Source organism: Streptomyces viridochromogenes DSM 40736 (assembly GCF_000158955.1).
In the GTDB taxonomy this organism is placed as follows: Bacteria; Actinomycetota; Actinomycetes; order Streptomycetales; family Streptomycetaceae; genus Streptomyces; species Streptomyces venetus.
Genome location: NZ_GG657757.1, coordinates 5271108 through 5288005 on the forward strand (window position 1 = coordinate 5271108; position 16898 = coordinate 5288005).

Annotated in this window: 15 protein-coding genes and 2 pseudogenes; 6 read left to right on the forward strand and 11 right to left on the reverse strand. The window is 71.9% G+C overall.

The annotated features are described in order from the left end of the window. Nucleotides 1–116 precede the first annotated feature (116 nt). Nucleotides 117–1339: pseudogene (locus tag SSQG_RS23205) on the reverse strand (amidase family protein). A gap of 14 nt (nucleotides 1340–1353) precedes the next feature. After that, nucleotides 1354–1862 (reverse strand): annotated as a pseudogene (locus tag SSQG_RS23210) (DUF6668 family protein). Nucleotides 1863–2020: 158 nt separating this feature from the next. Between SSQG_RS23210 and SSQG_RS23215 the strand changes: the two are divergent. Beyond that, the gene (locus SSQG_RS23215) at nucleotides 2021–3655 is read left to right on the forward strand and encodes a hypothetical protein (protein WP_003992283.1); all 1635 of its coding nucleotides are present in this window, start codon (nucleotides 2021–2023) and stop codon (nucleotides 3653–3655) included. A 3-nt stretch (nucleotides 3656–3658) separates the two neighbouring features. Here SSQG_RS23215 and SSQG_RS23220 read toward each other — a convergent pair whose 3' ends face one another. Then, on the reverse strand, nucleotides 3659–4606 hold the full coding sequence (locus SSQG_RS23220) for a M28 family metallopeptidase (RefSeq protein ID WP_003992284.1): 948 nt from the start codon (nucleotides 4604–4606) through the stop codon (nucleotides 3659–3661). 162 nt (nucleotides 4607–4768) lie between these two features. Further along, nucleotides 4769–5242 carry a VOC family protein gene (locus tag SSQG_RS23225; protein WP_003992285.1) on the reverse strand — a complete coding sequence of 158 codons (474 nt, stop codon included), beginning with the start codon at nucleotides 5240–5242 and terminating at the stop codon, nucleotides 4769–4771. 69 nt (nucleotides 5243–5311) lie between these two features. Here SSQG_RS23225 and SSQG_RS23230 point away from each other — a divergent pair, with 69 nt between their 5' ends. Further along, complete coding sequence (locus SSQG_RS23230) at nucleotides 5312–5935, forward strand: CGNR zinc finger domain-containing protein (protein WP_003992286.1); 624 nt, start codon at nucleotides 5312–5314, stop codon at nucleotides 5933–5935. A gap of 14 nt (nucleotides 5936–5949) precedes the next feature. Here SSQG_RS23230 and rarD read toward each other — a convergent pair whose 3' ends face one another. After that, nucleotides 5950–6918, reverse strand: coding sequence for an EamA family transporter RarD (gene rarD, locus SSQG_RS23235; RefSeq protein WP_244299514.1), 969 nt, complete (start codon nucleotides 6916–6918; stop codon nucleotides 5950–5952). 187 nt (nucleotides 6919–7105) lie between these two features. Further along, nucleotides 7106–7960, reverse strand: a complete 855-nt coding sequence (locus tag SSQG_RS23240; RefSeq protein WP_003992288.1) for an SDR family oxidoreductase — start codon at nucleotides 7958–7960, stop codon at nucleotides 7106–7108. An 89-nt stretch (nucleotides 7961–8049) separates the two neighbouring features. On the opposite strand from SSQG_RS23240, the gene SSQG_RS23245 reads away from it, so the two are divergent. Continuing rightward, complete coding sequence (locus tag SSQG_RS23245; protein ID WP_003992289.1) at nucleotides 8050–8430, forward strand: winged helix-turn-helix transcriptional regulator; 381 nt, start codon at nucleotides 8050–8052, stop codon at nucleotides 8428–8430. Between the two features lie 40 nt (nucleotides 8431–8470). On the opposite strand, the gene SSQG_RS23250 is transcribed toward SSQG_RS23245, so the two are convergent. The 5 genes from SSQG_RS23250 to SSQG_RS23270 form a co-directional block, all read right to left on the reverse strand. Beyond that, entirely contained in the window at nucleotides 8471–9550 is a 1080-nt protein-coding gene (locus tag SSQG_RS23250; RefSeq protein WP_003992290.1) for a 2-oxoacid:ferredoxin oxidoreductase subunit beta, read from the reverse strand. Then, nucleotides 9543–11471 carry a 2-oxoacid:acceptor oxidoreductase subunit alpha gene (locus tag SSQG_RS23255; RefSeq protein WP_003992291.1) on the reverse strand — a complete coding sequence of 643 codons (1929 nt, stop codon included), beginning with the start codon at nucleotides 11469–11471 and terminating at the stop codon, nucleotides 9543–9545. The genes SSQG_RS23250 and SSQG_RS23255 overlap by 8 nt, the downstream gene beginning before the upstream one ends. A 201-nt stretch (nucleotides 11472–11672) precedes the next feature. Next, nucleotides 11673–12344: a response regulator transcription factor gene (locus SSQG_RS23260; protein WP_003992292.1), complete on the reverse strand. Its 672-nt coding sequence runs from the start codon at nucleotides 12342–12344 to the stop codon at nucleotides 11673–11675. Between the two features lie 227 nt (nucleotides 12345–12571). Further along, entirely contained in the window at nucleotides 12572–13933 is a 1362-nt protein-coding gene (locus tag SSQG_RS23265) for a sensor histidine kinase (RefSeq protein WP_003992293.1), read from the reverse strand. A gap of 121 nt (nucleotides 13934–14054) precedes the next feature. Next, on the reverse strand, nucleotides 14055–15263 hold the full coding sequence (locus SSQG_RS23270) for a sensor histidine kinase (protein WP_039933471.1): 1209 nt from the start codon (nucleotides 15261–15263) through the stop codon (nucleotides 14055–14057). A 184-nt stretch (nucleotides 15264–15447) separates the two neighbouring features. On the opposite strand from SSQG_RS23270, the gene SSQG_RS23275 reads away from it, so the two are divergent. The 3 genes from SSQG_RS23275 to SSQG_RS23285 form a co-directional block, all read left to right on the forward strand. After that, nucleotides 15448–15855: an NADH-quinone oxidoreductase subunit A gene (locus SSQG_RS23275; RefSeq protein WP_039933474.1), complete on the forward strand. Its 408-nt coding sequence runs from the start codon at nucleotides 15448–15450 to the stop codon at nucleotides 15853–15855. Next, on the forward strand, nucleotides 15846–16466 hold the full coding sequence (locus SSQG_RS23280; protein WP_003992296.1) for an NADH-quinone oxidoreductase subunit B: 621 nt from the start codon (nucleotides 15846–15848) through the stop codon (nucleotides 16464–16466). The genes SSQG_RS23275 and SSQG_RS23280 overlap by 10 nt, the downstream gene beginning before the upstream one ends. Next, on the forward strand, nucleotides 16463–16898 hold a 436-nt coding region (locus tag SSQG_RS23285; protein ID WP_039933475.1), incomplete at its 3' end, for an NADH-quinone oxidoreductase subunit C. The genes SSQG_RS23280 and SSQG_RS23285, both read left to right, overlap by 4 nt.

The window sequence follows — 16898 nt, forward strand, 5'->3', positions numbered from 1 at the left end:
GGAGCGGAAGACAGGCGTGCAGTTGAAGACAGGCGTGCAGCAATTACGCGCGCATGCATCATATGCGTACGCATCTAATTAGCCAAGGGTGCCCGTGAGCCATCCAGGGCCCTCCCTCACCCTCCGGCGCCCGCCTCCGCCTCCGCCTCCCGCGCCACGGCCAGCAGCAACGCCTCTCGCCCGTGCGGCGCCACCACCTGCAGCCCGGCCGGGCAGCCGTCATCGCCGAAGCCTGCCGGGAGGCTCAGCGCCGGATGCCCGCTGAGGTTGAACGCCCAGGTGAGCGAGGTGGAGTAGCGGTCGCCCGGCCCCTCGTGGCTGTGCGGCGCGGTGGGGGCCGTCGGCGTCAGCAGCAGTTCGGCACCGGCGAACAGCCCGGCCAGCCGCCGGTCGTTCTCCGCCCGGACGCGGTGGGCCCCGGCCGGATCGGCCCCGGGTGTGCGCAGGGCGAGCCAGGCGGGCCCGGGGTCCAGGAGCCGCAGCGGCACCCGCGGCCGTACGAGCCGTACGACACCGGCTGCCTCGAGCCGTTCCACCGCCGCCCGGGCGAGTGCGACGGGCTCCGGGTCGGGTCCCGCGAAACCGAGGTCGGGGGACCAGACGGCGGTGACGGGCAGAGGCGGCCCGACCGCAGCCGCCTCCCGCGACATCACGTGCCACCAGCTCGCCGCGTCGGACGCCGAGCGGGCGAGCACGCCGGGCACGGCGAGGCCCGTACGGTCGGCGGAGGGCAGTCGTCCGCGTGTCGTCTTCAGGCCGACCACCCCGCACCACGCCGCCGGGATCCGCACCGACCCGGCCCCGTCGCCGCCCGTGGCCAGCGGGACCAGCCCGGCCGCCACCGCCACCGCGGCCCCGGCCGACGAGCCGCCCGGCGTACGGTCGGCCCGCCACGGGTTCACCGTCCGGCCATGTGCTCCGAGTCCCCAGGTCTGCCAGGCAGTCCCCGGCCCGGGAACGGAGGTCGCGCCCACGGCGACGCACCCGGCCGCGAGCAGCGGCCCCGCCGCCCGCAGTCCGTGCCGCCCCTTCACGGCGAGGGGAACGCCCGCCAGAGGCAGCGACCCGCCTGTGCCGGCACTCGCGCCATCGCTCGTACGAGTGATATCCGGGGCATCCCGAAAAGACGCCACGCCCTCCCCAGGACTTCCGCAGCGCCGGTCGAGTCGCGCGTCCAGCTCGCCCGCCCGCCGCACCGCCTCCTCGCGCCACACCTCGACGAACGCGCACAGCGTCGGATCGGGCCCGCTCGATCCCGCTCCCAGCGCCCGCCGTGACCACGTCGACCGCGCGCAGCTCCCGGGGCCCGTACGCCCGCCGCGATCTCCCCGGCCGACAGGGCCGCAGCGGCCGTCAGCGCGCCGCTCCCGTCAGCCGGCCCAGGGCCGCGGTTCTCGCGCGGCGGACGACCCAGCTCGCCGAGCCGCCAGGCCGCCACCCACGGCACCCGGTACACGTCGATCGCCGACTCCAGGGAACTTGACCCGCTGGGTGAGCGGGCGCGGCAGCCGGCCCGGGGCGTCCGCCACGAGGACGACACCGTCGAGGTCGAGCCCCGGGGGAGCCTGACCGCGTCGGAAGACCTCCACCGCACCGGCCACCGCGTCCAGCCCGGCCGCGTGCGTCCGCGCGACCAGCAGCACCGACGGGGGATCACCCGGTCCGGGCCAGGCTCGGCCGCTGTCATGGCCGCCGTAGACCGCGGCGAGGGTGGAGACACCCGCGCCTCCGTGCGTGCCGACCCAGGAGAAACGCCGTGCCCCGGCACGGGCGTGCCCGGGCTCCGGCGGCGGCCCCGGCGCCGGGGTGGACACCGGCCCGCGGATCCAGATCTCGGGTCCCTGTCGCATGCCTGTGTGCATGCCCCTCTCCTCCCTCGTGCTCCAGCTCTTCATGCCATAGGGAACGATGGCGCGGGGCACACGCCCCTTGGGACGAGCCTGTGACACCGCGGTGACGTGAGAAACGGGAGCGAGCGGACACACTCGACCGTAGATGCACGACGCCGAGTGAGGGGACGATGTCTCGACTCAGCCGCGAGAAGAAGCGGGAACAGAAGCAGGCCGCACACGTGGCGAGCCCGGCGGCGCCGGTCGACGTCCGGGTCCCCGGAGCCGGTGCGGACCCGGGAGCCGGGCCGGGCGCCGCCGCGGCGGGCGGGTCCGACGGGGCGTCGGTCGGCGGCGTCCCCGTCTTCGCGGCCCCCGGTGAGGAGATCCAGCAGGCCGTCCTGAACCGCCTCCACCACATCGCCCTCGCCACCGGCCACCCCGTACTCGCCACGGTCCACGACGAGCGCATCGGCTACGTCGTCCCGCTCCAGGTCGACCCGGACGGCTCCAGCCGCTTCACCGCCGAGCCGGTCCGCACGGCACCCCCGGAGAGTGCGGCGACGGAGCCGGGGGCCGCAGGTGCGGGGACGGAGCCGCCGGCTCCCGCGCCCGGGCCGATGCCGCCCCCGTCGGAGGGGGAGCACCCGCCGAGCGACAGCGCCACGCACATCCTGCGTCCCATGCCGGAGTCCGGCCGGGGCGTGTCGTCGACGTTCCCGCTGCGGGCGGTGCCCGAGCAGCAGCCGTCCGAGGAGCCCTCACCGACGTTCAAGCTGCGAGCGGTACAAGACCCACCGCAGTCCACACCGCAAGACACCTCTCCGGCCCAGGCCACCCCCTCCGGCCCGGCCACGCCGCCGGACCCGGCCATGCCATCCGGCCCGTCCACGCCGCCGGTTGTGTCCACTCCGCCCGGCCCGGTCACGCCTCCGGGTGCGGTCGCCCCGTCCGGTACGGTCACGCCTCCCGACCTGTCCACGCCTCCGGGCGTGTCTACACCGTCCGGCCCGGTCACGCCTCCGGGTGTGTCCACACCGTCCGGCACGGCCACGCCCCCGAGCCCGCCCACACCCCCTGGCACGGTCACACCCCCGAGCCCCGCCACACCCCCGAGCCCCGCCACACCCCTGGGCACCGTCGCGCCCCCGACCGGTCAGTTTGGCCCGCCTCCGCCCATGGACGCTCGGCCGCTGCCCGTCCCCGAGGCCGGTTCCGCCCCGAAGCGCCGCCCGGGTCCCGACCCGCTCTCCGAAGCGGAGCTGTTCACCGCCGATCCCGACCCGATGCCGACCCCCGTCCGCGGCTTCGACGCCGTCGCGGAGGCCGTGCTCGGTGACGAACCCTTCGGTGTCCCGGGCGACTTCGCGGCACCGGCCGTCCTCGCGGAGCCGATCGCGCGGATCAGCGAGGCCGTCAAGGAGGGCCGGATCGAGGCGGCGGCCGGGCTGGCCGACCAGACCGTCGCGCAGGCGTCGGGAACGCTGGGGCCGGAGCACCCGGAGGTGCTCCGGCTGGGTGAACTGACCGCCTACGTCGCCTACCTGGCCGGCGACCCGGCCCGCGCCTTCCGCCTGTCGCTCGACCTGGCGGGTGCCTACCGCCGCACGGGCGACGGAGAGGCCGCCTACGGCAACGTGGAGAGCGCGGCCACCGCCTGGCGCGCGGTCCGCGACCCGGCGCTGGGACTGGAGCTGGGAGGCGACCTCATCGCCCTGTGGACGGAACTCGCCGCCGAGGGCGGCCCCGCCGCGGAGGAGATCGAGGGGCTGGAGGCGGCCCGCGCCCGCATGGGCCGCCTCACCGAACGCGCCCGCACGCGGTAGGGCCTACTCCGACAGCTCCCACACCGCGTACGCGAGGGCGTCGCTGTTGCGGTCGAGGGCGGTGTCGTTGATGTTGGCGGTGGTGTCGCAGGAGGAGTGGTAGCAGCGGTCGAAGGCCTGCCCGGCCGTACCGCCCCACTTGGCCACCTGCGCCGCCGTCTTCGTCCGGCTGGCCCCGGTGAACAGGCCGCCCACCGGCACACCCGCACTCTTGAAGGGCGCGTGGTCGGAGCGGCCGTCGCCCTCCGTCTCGATCTCCGTGGGGACGCCGATGCCGCTGAAGTACTCCTTGAAGGTCTTCTCGATCGCCGGGTCGTCGTCGTAGACGAAGTAGCCGGGGTTCGCGGAGCCGATCATGTCGAAGTTCAGGTAGGCGCTGATCCGCGAACGGTCCCCGGTGGCCAGCCGGTTGACGTAGTAGCGGGAGCCGACGAGGCCGAGTTCCTCCGCCCCCCACCAGGCGAACCGCAGGTGCTTGGTGGGCTTGTACTGCGCCCGTGACACGGCGAGGGCGGCCTCCAGGACGGCGGCCGAGCCGGACCCGTTGTCGTTGATGCCGGGCCCGGAGGTGACGCTGTCGAGGTGTGAGCCGGCCATCACGACCTGGCTCGTGTCACCGCCGGGCCAGTCGGCGACCAGGTTGTAGCCGGTGCGGCCGGAGGAGGTGAACTGCTGGACCGTGGTGGTGTATCCGGCGGCGTCCAGCTTGGCCTTCACGTAGTCGAGCGAGGCCTTGTAGCCGGCCCGGCCGTGCGCGCGGTTGCCACCGTTGGCGGTGGCTATGGACTGGAGCTGGGTCAGATGGGCCTTGACGCCCGCCAGGGGGATGTCGGGGGCGGCGACCGGTCTCGCCGGAGCGGACGCGGCGTCCGCCACGGCACCGCCCGTGAGGAGCATGGTGGTCGCGACGGCGGCCGCGGCTGCGGCGCGCGCGGAAACGGAGAGCTTCATGTGTGGGGGCTCCGAGTTCCTCTGGGAAGCCCGTGGGGTGGCCACGGGCAGCCCACAGTGAATGGGGTGCCTGGATGGTGAAGCTGGTACTGACTCTCCGTCAAGATGTTTATCCGGCCAGGGCGTTGAGCGGACGCGCCTGCCGGGGCCGCACCGCCGCCGTCAGTGCACGCAGAACTCGTTCCCCTCCGGGTCCGCCATCAGGGCCCACTCGCCGCCCCGCTCCGCCACCCGCCGCAGCACGCGCGCCCCGAGCTTCTCCAGCCGCGCGACCTCCTCCTCGCGCCGCCCCTCGCCCGGGTGCAGATCGAGGTGGAGCCGGTTCTTGACCGTCTTCGCCTCCGGCACCCGCTGGAACAGCAGCCGCCGCCCCAGCCCGGTTCCGCTCTCCTCCTCGAACGGGTCCTCGGGATGCCGCACCGCGACCAGGTCCCGGAAGGCACGGCGGCCGTGCCACTCGACGGTGTCGTCCTCGGTCACCGCGCCGAAGCCGAGCAGCTTCTCGATGAGCGCGCTGTTGTCCTCGGCCTCGTACCGTAGGGCCGCGGCCCAGAAGTCGGCCTGCGCGTGCGGGTCGTTCGCGTCGATGACGATCTTCCAGTGCACGGGGCCGGGTGTTGCCGGTGTCTGCGTCATGTAACCACTTATACTGGTTATGTGAGTGGACGCACAGGGGAAACGCCGAACCCGACGCCCGGCCTGACACTGGTCTCACGCGACGGGAAGCCCTACCGCTTCGACCCCGGCGCCCTGTGCCTGGAGCTGACGGTGACGGGCGGCCCGGGCGCCTTCGCGCGCTACGAGGTGCTGCACGAGCCCGCGGACCTGATCGCCTGGGCCGGGCGCAGCCGACTGCCGGACGGGCTGGACCTCACGGTCTGTGCCGATGAGCTGGAGCGCGCCCGGACCCTGCGCGACGCCCTGTTCCTGATCGCCGCCGACCGCGCCCACGGCCGCCCGCTGCGAGCCGCCGACCTGGACGTCGTCAACGCCGCCGCTGCCGGGCCCCCGCTCGTCGCCCGCATCGCCCCCGACGGCAGTCGCGGCTGGGCCCCCGGTGCCACCGGCACGCACCTGCTCTCCACGGTCGCCCGGGACGCGATCGACCTGTTCACCGGACGGTACGGGCACCGTGTCCGCGAGTGCGGCGCCCACAACTGCCACCTGCTCTTCGTGGACACCTCCCGCCCGGGCCGCCGCCGCTGGTGCGCGATGGAGCACTGCGGCAACCGCGAGAAGGCCCGGACACACCGGGCCCGCCACGCTCCTACGAACCCGAACCCGAACCCGAACCCGAACCCGGACCCGAACCCGAACCCGAACCCGTAGCGACCGCCGCCTCCCTACGGCCTGGCGTCCACCGGGTCCGACTCGGACGCCACGCCGGGCTCGCCGCCGGAGACGCCGGTGTTCCGCGTGGCACCGACGGTGCCGGTCGTCCTGCTGGTGCCGGGCTCGCCGATCTCGGTGGCGAGCGCACGGGAGGCCCGGCGGGCGGTGCGCAGGGCGTCCCAGGTCAGCAGCGTCAGCGCCAGCCAGACCAGCGCGAACCCGGCCCAGCGCTCGGGCGGCATGGCCTCATGGAAGTAGAGGACGCCGAGCAGGAACTGGAAGACCGGCGTCAGGTACTGGAGCAGGCCGATCGTGGACAGGGGCACGCGGATGGCGGCGGCGCCGAAGCAGACCAGCGGCAGCGCGGTGACGATGCCGGCCGAGGCGAGCAGCGCCGCGTGTCCCGCGCCCTCGGCGGCGAAGGTGGAGCCGCCCTGCGAGGTCAGCCACGCCAGGTAGCCGAGCGCCGGCAGGAACTGGATCGCGGTCTCGGCGGCCAGCGACTCCACACCACCGAGGTTCACCTTCTTCTTCACCAGTCCGTATGTGGCGAAGGAGAAGGCGAGGGCGAGGGAGATCCACGGGGGCCGGCCGTAGCCGACGGTCAGCACGACGACCGCCGCGCAGCCGGTCCCGACCGCCGCCCACTGCACCGGCCGCAGCCGCTCCTTCAGCAGCAGCACGCCTATCGCGATGGTGACCAGCGGGTTGATGAAGTACCCGAGCGAGGCCTCGACGACGTGCCCGGAGTTCACGGACCAGATGTACAGGCCCCAGTTGATGGTGATCACCGTCGCGGCGACCGTGACGAGGCCCAGTTTGCGCGGCTGTCGCAGCAGTTCACCGGCCCAGGCCCAGCGCCGCAGCACCAGCAGGGCCGCGCCCACGAAGACCAGCGACCACACCATCCGGTGGGCCAGGATCTCCACGGCGCCGGCGGGTTTCAGCAGGGGCCAGAACAGGGGGACGAGCCCCCACATCCCGTAGGCCGCGAAGCCGTTCAGCAGTCCTATGTGCCGCTCACCCCTCGGCTTCACGGGCCCCTCCTTCGCACGTCGTGTCCGCGTGGACGACGGTAACGCCGAGCACCCCCGGCTGTCATGCCCGTATCGGCATACGGTCATGACAGCCGGGGGTGGGGTGGCTCAGGGGCCCGACGGGGGAGTGTCAGCCCTTGAGTGCCGCCGTGACGGCCTCGGAGAGCGGGGTGGTCGGACGGCCGGCCAGCCGCGACAGGTCGCCGGTGGAGACGACCAGCTCGCCCTTCTCGATGGAGGCGTCCACGGCCGCCAGGATCTGCGCCAGCGGCTCGGGCAGGCCGGCGCCGGTGAGGATCCCGGCGAGCGCCTCGGTCGAGACGGCGTTGTAGGTGATCTCCCTGCCGGTCTGCCGGCTCAGCTCGGCCGCGTACTCGGCGAAGCTCCACGCCGTGTCGCCGCCCAGCTCGTACGTCTTGTTCTCGTGCCCCTCACCGGTCAGCACGGCGACGGCGGCAGCGGCGTAGTCGGCCCGGGATGCGGAGGAGACCCGGCCCTCGCCGGCGGCGGCGACGACCGCGTCGTGCTCCAGCACCGGGGCGAGGTTCTCGGTGTAGTTCTCGTGGTACCAGCCGTTGCGCAGCAGCGCGTAGGGCACGCCCGAGCCGAGCAGGATCTCCTCGGTGCCGCGGTGGTCGTCGGCGAGCGAGGCGGTCAGGCTGCCCGGGGCGCTGGTGTAGGCGAGCAGGGCGACACCGGCCGCCTTGGCGGCGTCGATGACGACCCTGTGCTGCTGCACCCGGCCCTTGTCGAACTCGTTGCCGGAGATCAGCAGGACCTTGTCACCCGCGGAGAACAGGCCGTCGAAGGACCCGGGGGTGTTGTAGTCGGCCGTCGCGATCTTCACGCCGCGGTCCGCGAAGCCGGCTGCCTTCTCGGGGTTGCGGACGACCGCGGTGATCTGCTCGGCGGGGACCTTCTCCAGCAGCTGCTCCACGACGTGACGGCCGAGGTGTCCGGTGGCGCCGGTGACGATGATGCTCATGAGGGGGACTCCTTATGGGGTTCGATGGCACTAACCCTAGGAGGTGCGCTAACTGTTGGAAAGTACCCACTTTGAAGTAAGGTACTGGCATGACAGTAAGTGAGGACGGGGTCCTGTGCCCGTACCGCCTGGTCCTGGAGCACGTCACCAGCCGCTGGGGTGTGCTCGTCCTGATCGAGCTCCTGGACCGCCCCTACCGGTTCAGCGAGCTGCGTCGGGCGATCGGCCGGTGGGGCGGCCGGGGTGTCAGCGAGAAGATGCTCACCCAGACGCTCCAGACCCTGGAGCGTGACGGCCTCGTCCACCGCGACGCCAAGCCGGTGATCCCGCCCCGCGTCGACTACTCCCTCACCGACCTGGGCCGTGAGGCCGCCGAACAGGTGCGGGCCCTGTCGCAGTGGACGCGCACGCGCATGGACGACGTGGAGAAGGCGCGCCGCGTGTACGACGAGACCCGGGCCGCCTCCTAGCGGAGCGGTCCCGGGCCTCGGGGGGTTGCTGTCCGGCAGGTCAGCCGACGACCGTCCAGGTGTCGCCGCCCGCCAGCAGTGCCGCCAGGTCGCCCTTGCCGTGCTGCTCGATCGCGTCGTCGAGCTGGTCGGCCATCTGGGTGTCGTAGACGGGCCGGTCGACGGAGCGCAGAACACCGATCGGCGTGTGGTGCAGGGTGTCCGGATCGGCGAGCCGGGACAGCGCGAACGCCGTGGTCGGGGACGCGGAGTGCGCGTCATGGACCAGCACCTGGTCCTCGTTCTCCGGCGTCACCGCCACCACCTTCAGATCACCGGTCGCCCGGTCCCGCACGACACCCTTGGACAAGTCGCTGCCGAAGCGGATCGGCTTGCCGTGCTCCAGCCGGATCACGGCCTCCTCGGCCTGCTGCTTGTCCTTGAGCGCGTCGAAGGCGCCGTCGTTGAAGATGTTGCAGTTCTGGTAGATCTCGATCAGCGCCGTGCCCTCGTGGGCGGCGGCCTGGCGCAGCACCTCCGTCAGGTGCTTGCGGTCCGAGTCCACCGTCCGCGCCACGAACGACGCCTCCGCGCCGATCGCCAGCGACACCGGGTTGAACGGCGCGTCCAGCGAGCCCATCGGCGTCGACTTGGTGATCTTCCCGACCTCGGAGGTCGGCGAGTACTGGCCCTTGGTCAGGCCATAGATCCGGTTGTTGAACAGCAGGATCTTGAGGTTCACGTTGCGGCGCAGCGCGTGGATCAGGTGGTTGCCGCCGATGGACAGCGCGTCGCCGTCACCGGTGACGACCCAGACCGACAGATCCCGGCGGGAGCTCGCCAGACCGGTGGCGATGGCGGGGGCGCGGCCGTGGATCGAGTGCATCCCGTACGTGTTCATGTAGTACGGGAAGCGGGACGAGCAGCCGATGCCCGAGACGAAGACGATGTTCTCCTTCGCCAGCCCCAGCTCGGGCATGAAGCCCTGCACCGCCGCGAGGATGGCGTAGTCGCCGCAGCCGGGGCACCAGCGCACTTCCTGATCGGACTTGAAGTCCTTCATCGACTGCCTTCCCTCGGCCTTGGGGACGAGGGAAAGCGCTCCGATGGTGCCGGTGCCTGTCGTGGACGTCTCAGCCATCGATGGCCTCCTTCAGAGCCGCGGCGAGCTGCTCCGCCTTGAACGGCATGCCGTTGACCTGGTTGTACGAGTGGGCGTCGACCAGGTATTTCGCCCGGATGAGCGTGGCGAGCTGCCCGAGGTTCATCTCGGGGATCACCACCTTGTCGTACCGCTCCAGGACCGCGCCGAGGTTCTTCGGGAAGGGGTTGAGGTGCCGCAGATGCGCCTGCGCGATCGACTCCCCGGCCCGCCGCAGCCGCCGCACCGCGGCCGTGATCGGCCCGTACGTCGAACCCCACCCCAGGACCAGCGTCCTGGCCTCGTGCGGGTCGTCCACTTCGAGGTCCGGGACGTCGATGCCGTCGATCTTCGCCTGCCGGGTGCGCACCATGAAGTCGTGGTTGGCCGGGTCGTACGAGATGTTGCCCGTGCCGTCCTGCTTCTCGATGCCGCCGATCCGGTGCTCCAGACCCGGCGTGCCCGGGACCGCCCACGGACGGGCCAGGGTCTCCGGATCACGCTTGTACGGCCAGAACACCTCGGTGCCGTCGTCGAGCGTGTGGTTCGGGCCCTGCGCGAACCGCACCCGCAGGTCCGGCAGCTCCTCCAGGTCCGGGATCCGCCAGGGCTCGGAGCCGTTGGCCAGGTAACCGTCGGAGAGCAGGAACACCGGCGTGCGGTACGTCAGCGCGATCCGGGCCGCCTCCAGCGCGGCGTCGAAGCAGTCCGCCGGAGTGCGGGGCGCCACCACCGGCACCGGGGCCTCGCCGTTGCGCCCGTACATCGCCTGCAGCAGGTCGGCCTGCTCGGTCTTCGTCGGCAGACCGGTCGACGGGCCGCCCCGCTGGATGTCCACGACCAGCAGCGGCAGCTCCAGCGAGACCGCGAGGCCGATCGTCTCCGACTTCAGCGCCACACCGGGACCACTCGTGGTGGTCACGGCCAGCGAACCACCGAAGGCCGCGCCCAGCGCGGCCCCGATACCGGCGATCTCGTCCTCGGCCTGGAACGTCCGCACGCCGAAGTTCTTGTGTCTGCTCAGCTCGTGCAGGATGTCCGACGCCGGAGTGATCGGGTACGACCCCAGATACAGCGGCAGATCCGCCTGCCGGCTCGCCGCCACCAGCCCGTACGACAGGGCGAGGTTGCCGGAGATGTTGCGGTAGACACCGGGCGGGAACGCGGTTGCCGCCGGGGCGACCTCGTAGGAGACGGCGAAGTCCTCGGTGGTCTCGCCGAAGTTCCAGCCGGCCCGGAACGCGGCGATGTTGGCCGCCGCGATGTCCGGCTTCCTGGCGAACTTCGACTTGAGGAACTTCTCCGTGCCCTCGGTGGGCCGGTGGTACATCCAGCTCAGCAGGCCCAGCGCGAACATGTTCTTGCTGCGCTCGGCCTCCTTGCGGGTGAGGTCGAACTCCTTGAGCGCCTCGACGGTGAGCGTGGTCAGCGGCACCGGGTGGACGTGGTAGCCGTCCAGGGAGCCGTCCTCCAGCGGGTTGGTCTCGTAGCCGACCTTCTGCATCGCCCGCCGGGTGAACTCGTCCGTGTTGACGATCACCTCGGCACCGCGCGGCAGGTCGCCGATGTTCGCCTTCAGGGCGGCCGGGTTCATCGCCACCAGCACGTTCGGCGCGTCGCCGGGCGTGAGGATGTCGTGGTCCGCGAAGTGCAGCTGGAAGGAGGACACGCCCGGCAGGGTTCCGGCAGGCGCCCTGATCTCGGCCGGGAAGTTCGGCAGCGTCGACAGGTCGTTGCCGAACGACGCGGTTTCCGAGGTGAAGCGGTCGCCGGTGAGCTGCATACCGTCACCCGAGTCCCCCGCGAACCTGATGATCACCCGGTCGAGCCGGCGGACGTCCTTCGCGCCCGCCGCTTTGCGCTGCTCTCCTACGACTGTTTCGTCGGCTTGCTCCGCTGGGCTGCTGACCTGGCTGGTCACTGAACTGGACCTCCCTTGAGGCGGCTGTCCGGGACAGGCCTTCCCGCAGGCCGTCCCGGATCAACCCTACGACCGCAAGGGTCGCCTTATTTGGGTCATTCGCATGTTGGAACACGACTTTGAGCCGATCATGTGGCCCGATCTCAGGCCATGCCAGAAATACGGCATGTGAGGAATTGAGGTGATCGGGAACTGAGGTGGTCAGGAATTGAGGTAGGTCAGCACGGCCAGGACCCTGCGATGGTCCCCCTCGCTCTGGGACAGCCCCAGCTTCAGGAAGATGTTGCTGACGTGCTTCTCGACCGCCCCGTCACTGACCACCAGCTGCCGCGCGATCGCCGAGTTCGTCCGCCCCTCGGCCATCAGCCCCAGCACCTCCCGCTCCCGTGGGGTGAGCCCCGCGAGCACGTCCTGCTTGCGGCTGCGGCCCAGCAGCTGCGCGACCACCTCCGGGTCCAGGGCCGTACCGCCCTCGGCCACCCGGACGACAGCGTCCACGAACTCCCGCACCTCGGCCACCCGGTCCTTCAGCAGATAGCCCACACCCCGGCTGGAGCCCGCGAGCAGCTCCGTGGCGTAGCGCTCCTCCACGTACTGCGACAGCACCAGCACACCGAGCCCCGGGTGCGCCTTGCGCAGCTGCACCGCCGCCCGCACGCCCTCGTCGGTGTGCGTCGGCGGCATCCGCACATCGGCCACCACGACGTCCGGCAGCTCACCCTGAGCGTCGAACTCCGTGATGGTCTTGATCAGCGCCTCGCCGTCGCCGACCCCGGCGACGACCTCGTGCCCGCGGTCGGTCAGCAGCCGGGTCAGGCCCTCCCTGAGCAGCACTGAATCCTCGGCGATGACCACCCGCACCCTGTCCTCCACGATGTCCGGCCCCCCACAGCCCCGACGCCGCCCGTCCGCGACCCACAACGGCCCCGCCCATCCGTGCGACAGGTCCAGCATTTCAGGATCGGGGGGTTCATGGGGGAGGGACCGGCTTCTTGTCCGACCGTGTCGGGTGGTGGGAGGACGAAGGCCGGGGGTCCAGGAGGCGGAGCCCCTGGCGGGGTCACAGGGGCGGAGCCCCTGCCACACCCCCCGCCCGGAGGTCACCGCACATGAGCCCCACGCCACGGCAACTCGGCGGTGACCCGCGTCGGCCCCCCGGCCGGCGAATCCACCACCAGGATCCCGTCCACCGCGTCGAGCCGCTCCGCCAGCCCCGCGAGCCCGGACCCCCGGGACACGTCGGCCCCACCCACACCGTTGTCCACGACCTGCAGCATCAGCCGGTTCTCCGTGCGCCACACCTCCACGCCCGCCCAGGTCGCCCGCGCGTGCTTGCTGATGTTCTGCAGCAGCTCCGACACCGTGAAGTACGCGATCCCCTCGATCGCCGGCGCCGGCCGCTCCACCAGGTCGACCTCCACCCGCACCGGCACGGTGCACCGCGACGCCACCGCCGACAGCGCCGCGTCCAGTCCCCGGTCCGTCAGCACCGCCGGGTGGATCCCCCGGGCCAGGTCCCGCAGCTCCCGCAGCGCCGTCTTCACCTCACCGTGCGCCTCGTCCACCATCCGTGCGGCCGTCTGCGGATCCTCCCGCAGCTTCTCCTTCGCCAGCCCCAGATCCATGGCGAGACCGACCAGCCGGGCCTGCGCCCCGTCGTGCAGATCCCGTTCGATGCGCCGCAGGTCGGCGGCGGCCGTGTCGACCACGACCCCCCGGTCCGACTCCAGCTCCACCACCCGCGAGGCCAGCCGCGACGGCCCGAGCAGCCCGTGCACCAGCAGCCGGTCCACCATCGTCAGCGCCCGCACGATCCACGGCGTGGCGATCGTGAACAACAACCCCACCAGCGCGGTCACCGTGATCTCGAACGGGTTGTCGAGGTAGATCCGGTGCGTCTCGTCGCCGTACAGCTGGACCCCGTCCTGCCCGGCGTACATCGGGAACACCCAGAACCACAGCGGGTAGGTCAGCAGACCCCACCCCAGCGCCCAGACGTTCACCGTGACGGCGAACGAGAACACCGCCCAGGGCAGCTGCAGCACCGCGTACAGCAGGGACCGCCACGAGGTGCCGCTCTTGAGGACGGCCCCCATCCACGCCATGACGCCCGGCTTCCGCATCCGCAGCGGCTCCGGCTCGCCCACCTCCAGGCCCAGCAGCGCCCGCGCCCGCGTCCGCTCCAGAGCCCCGAAGCCACGGCACCCGGCCAGGGCCGCCGCCAGCACCGGAACGCCGAGGAACGTCACCAGCAGCCCCACCCCCAGCGACACCATCGTCACCGCGTACGTGAACAGCAGGATGCTGATCGGCAGGCTGAGCAGCACATGACTGAGCTCGCGCCAGGTGCGGCCCTCCACCGGCGCCCGCAGCGCGGCGGGCAGCCGGTGCCGCCGTTCCGTGCTCCCGGGGAACCCGGGCCCACCGTCGAGCCCGTACCCCTGTCCGTACTCCGTGGCCATCGGCGTCGTCCTTCTCCTCGTCCCGCGGCTGTGCCCCCGTACCTCCACCCTGCTCCGCCGCAGGTCGGCGGACCATGGAGTCCGTCGGCCTCTTGGACGGGGGGTTTTCCCCACCCCGCGGCTACCCCGTGGCCCCGGACCGGTCGCGCCACGGCAGTTCCGCCGTGACCGTCGTCGGGCCGCCCTCGGGCGACTCCAGGACGAACAGGCCGTCGACCGCGTCCAGCCGATCGGCCAGGCCTTTCATCCCGGTACCGCGGTCGAGGCGAGCGCCCCCGCGGCCGTCGTCCCACACCTGTATGAGCAGCCGGTCGTCCGTCCGCCACACATCTACCGAGGCCGACTTCGCGCCGCTGTGCTTGCTGATGTTCTGCAGCAGCTCCGAGACGGTGAAGTAGGCGATGCCCTCGATGGCCGCGGCCGGCCGGGCCTCCAGATCGACCGTCACCTTCACCGGGGCCGTGCAACGCGAGGCGATCGAGGACAGGGCCGCGTCCAGACCGCGGTCGGTCAGGACCGCCGGGTGGATGCCGCGCGCCAGGTCGCGCAGCTCCTGGAGCGCCAGCTTCACCTCGCCGTGCGCCTCCGAGACCATCGCGGCCGCCGCGTCCGGGTCCTCCAGCACCTTCTCCTTGGCCAGGCCCAGCCCCATCGCCAGATTGACCAGCCGGGCCTGCGCCCCGTCGTGCAAGTCCCGTTCGATGCGCCGCAGATCGGCGGCGGCCGTGTCGACCACGACCCCCCGGTCCGACTCCAGCTCGGCGATGCGCCGCTCCAGCTCGTCGGAGGGCGACAGCAGCCCGCGCACCATGGCCCGGTCGGCGTTGGTCAGCCCCCGCGCGATGTACGGCAGCACCGGCCACAGCACGAACAGCGAGGCCAGCGTCACGGAGAAGGTGAGGACACCCCACGGCAGCCGGATGAACTCGTACAGCACCGTGCGCCAGCCCACCGGGTCCTTCAGCTGCATCCACAACCGCTGGAAGAAGCCGCCCCCGCCGCGCAGCCGCAGCCGGCTCGGCTCGTCCACCCGCACCCCGAGCAGCGTCCTGGCCCGCGCCCGCTCCAGCCTGCCCAGCTGCCGCGCGCCCATGAGTCCCACCGCGAGAAGCGGGAACCCGATCACCGTGACGGTCAGTCCGAAACCGATGGACAGCATGGTCACGACATAAGTGAAACCGAGCAACGCGGCCGGGAGGTTGGCCAGCAGATGCGCGATCTCCTTCCAGGTGTGCCGGTCGTAGGCGAGACGGGGCGGCGGCGGACGGTCGTCCGGCCCAGCCGCCGTCGTGGCCCGGTTCGCGCCGGGGGACGGGATACGTTCGGTCATACGCGTCAGCGTGCCCGGCGGCGGGCGGCGGCGCCATGAGGCAGACCGCCAGGATCGACTGAGGGAAACCCCACCCCCTGATGCCAGGGCATGACGGGCTGCTTACCCTGCCTTTATCAGGGCCTAGACTCCCGTGCGTACAGATCGTCGAACAGTCCGAGTTTCCAGGGAGCGAGGGACGGACGTGCCGGAACCGACCGTCGTCACCACGACCGTCGTCGCGGCGGACTACTTCCAGTCCTATTCGGTCGTCGGACTGCTCGCCGCCGTCGGCGTGCTGTTCGTCGCCGTCGCCTTCGGCGCCGGCCGCCTGCTGCGGCCCGTGGTCCCCACACCCGAGAAGCTCCTGACGTACGAGTGCGGTGTCGACCCCGTCGGCGAGGGCTGGGCCCACACCCAGGTCCGCTACTACGTCTACGCGTTCCTCTACGTGATCTTCGCCGTCGACTCGATCTTCCTGTTCCCCTGGGCGACCGTCTTCGCCGCACCCGGCTACGGCGCGGCGACCCTGGTGGAGATGTTCATCTTCCTCGGCTTCCTGGCCGTGGGCCTGCTCTACGCATACAAGAAGGGCGTCCTGGCATGGACGTGACCCCCGAGCCCGTACTGCTGCCCGAGCCCAAGCGGCTCGGCGCCCTCGCGCGCCTCGCACCCGAGCCGATGAAGGTGATCCTCAACTGGGGCCGCCGCTACTCGCTCTGGGTCTTCAACTTCGGCCTCGCCTGCTGCGCGATCGAGTTCATCGCCGCGTCGATGGCCCGCCACGACTTCATCCGCCTCGGCGTCATCCCCTTCGCGCCGGGCCCGCGCCAGGCCGACCTGATGGTGGTGTCCGGCACGGTCACCGACAAGATGGCACCGGCGGTCAAGCGCCTCTACGAGCAGATGCCGGAGCCCAAGTACGTCATCTCCTTCGGCGCGTGCAGCAACTGCGGCGGCCCGTACTGGGACTCGTACTCCGTCACCAAGGGCGTCGACCAGATCATCCCCGTCGACGTCTACGTCCCCGGCTGCCCGCCCCGGCCCGAGGCGCTGCTCCAGGGCATCCTCAAGCTCCAGGAGAAGATCGCCCGCGAGTCGCTGGGGGAGCGGTACGGCACCGGTGCGGCGCGTCCTTCGACGGCTGCGTTGCAGAGCGACCTGGTCCGGCCGCCGGCCGCGTCCCAGTCCCCGGACACGGGCGCGCCGGAGGAGGGACGATGACCACGGTCGGCTGGCTGCCCGCCGACGTCGAGGAACTCTTCGGCCCCGACACCACGGCCGAGGAGTCGTACGAGGTCCTGACCGTCGACGTCCCCCCGGCGACCTGGATCTCCGCCCTCGAGACCGCACGCGACCGGCTGGGCTGCACCTACTTCGACTGGCTGAGCGCGGTCGACGAACCGGGCACGGGCTTCCGTGTCACGGCCCACGTCGCGGCTCTGTCCCCGGTACGACGTCTCCTGCTCCGTACGACGGTCCCGCACGAGGCCTCCGTCCTGCCCTCGGCCGTCGGCGTCTACGCGGGCGCCGCCTGGCACGAACGCGAGACGCACGAGATGTTCGGCATCTCCTTCGAGGGCCACCCGGGGCTGGACCACCTCCTCCTGCCCGACACCTTCGAAGGCCACCCCCTGCGCAAGGACTTCGTCCTGG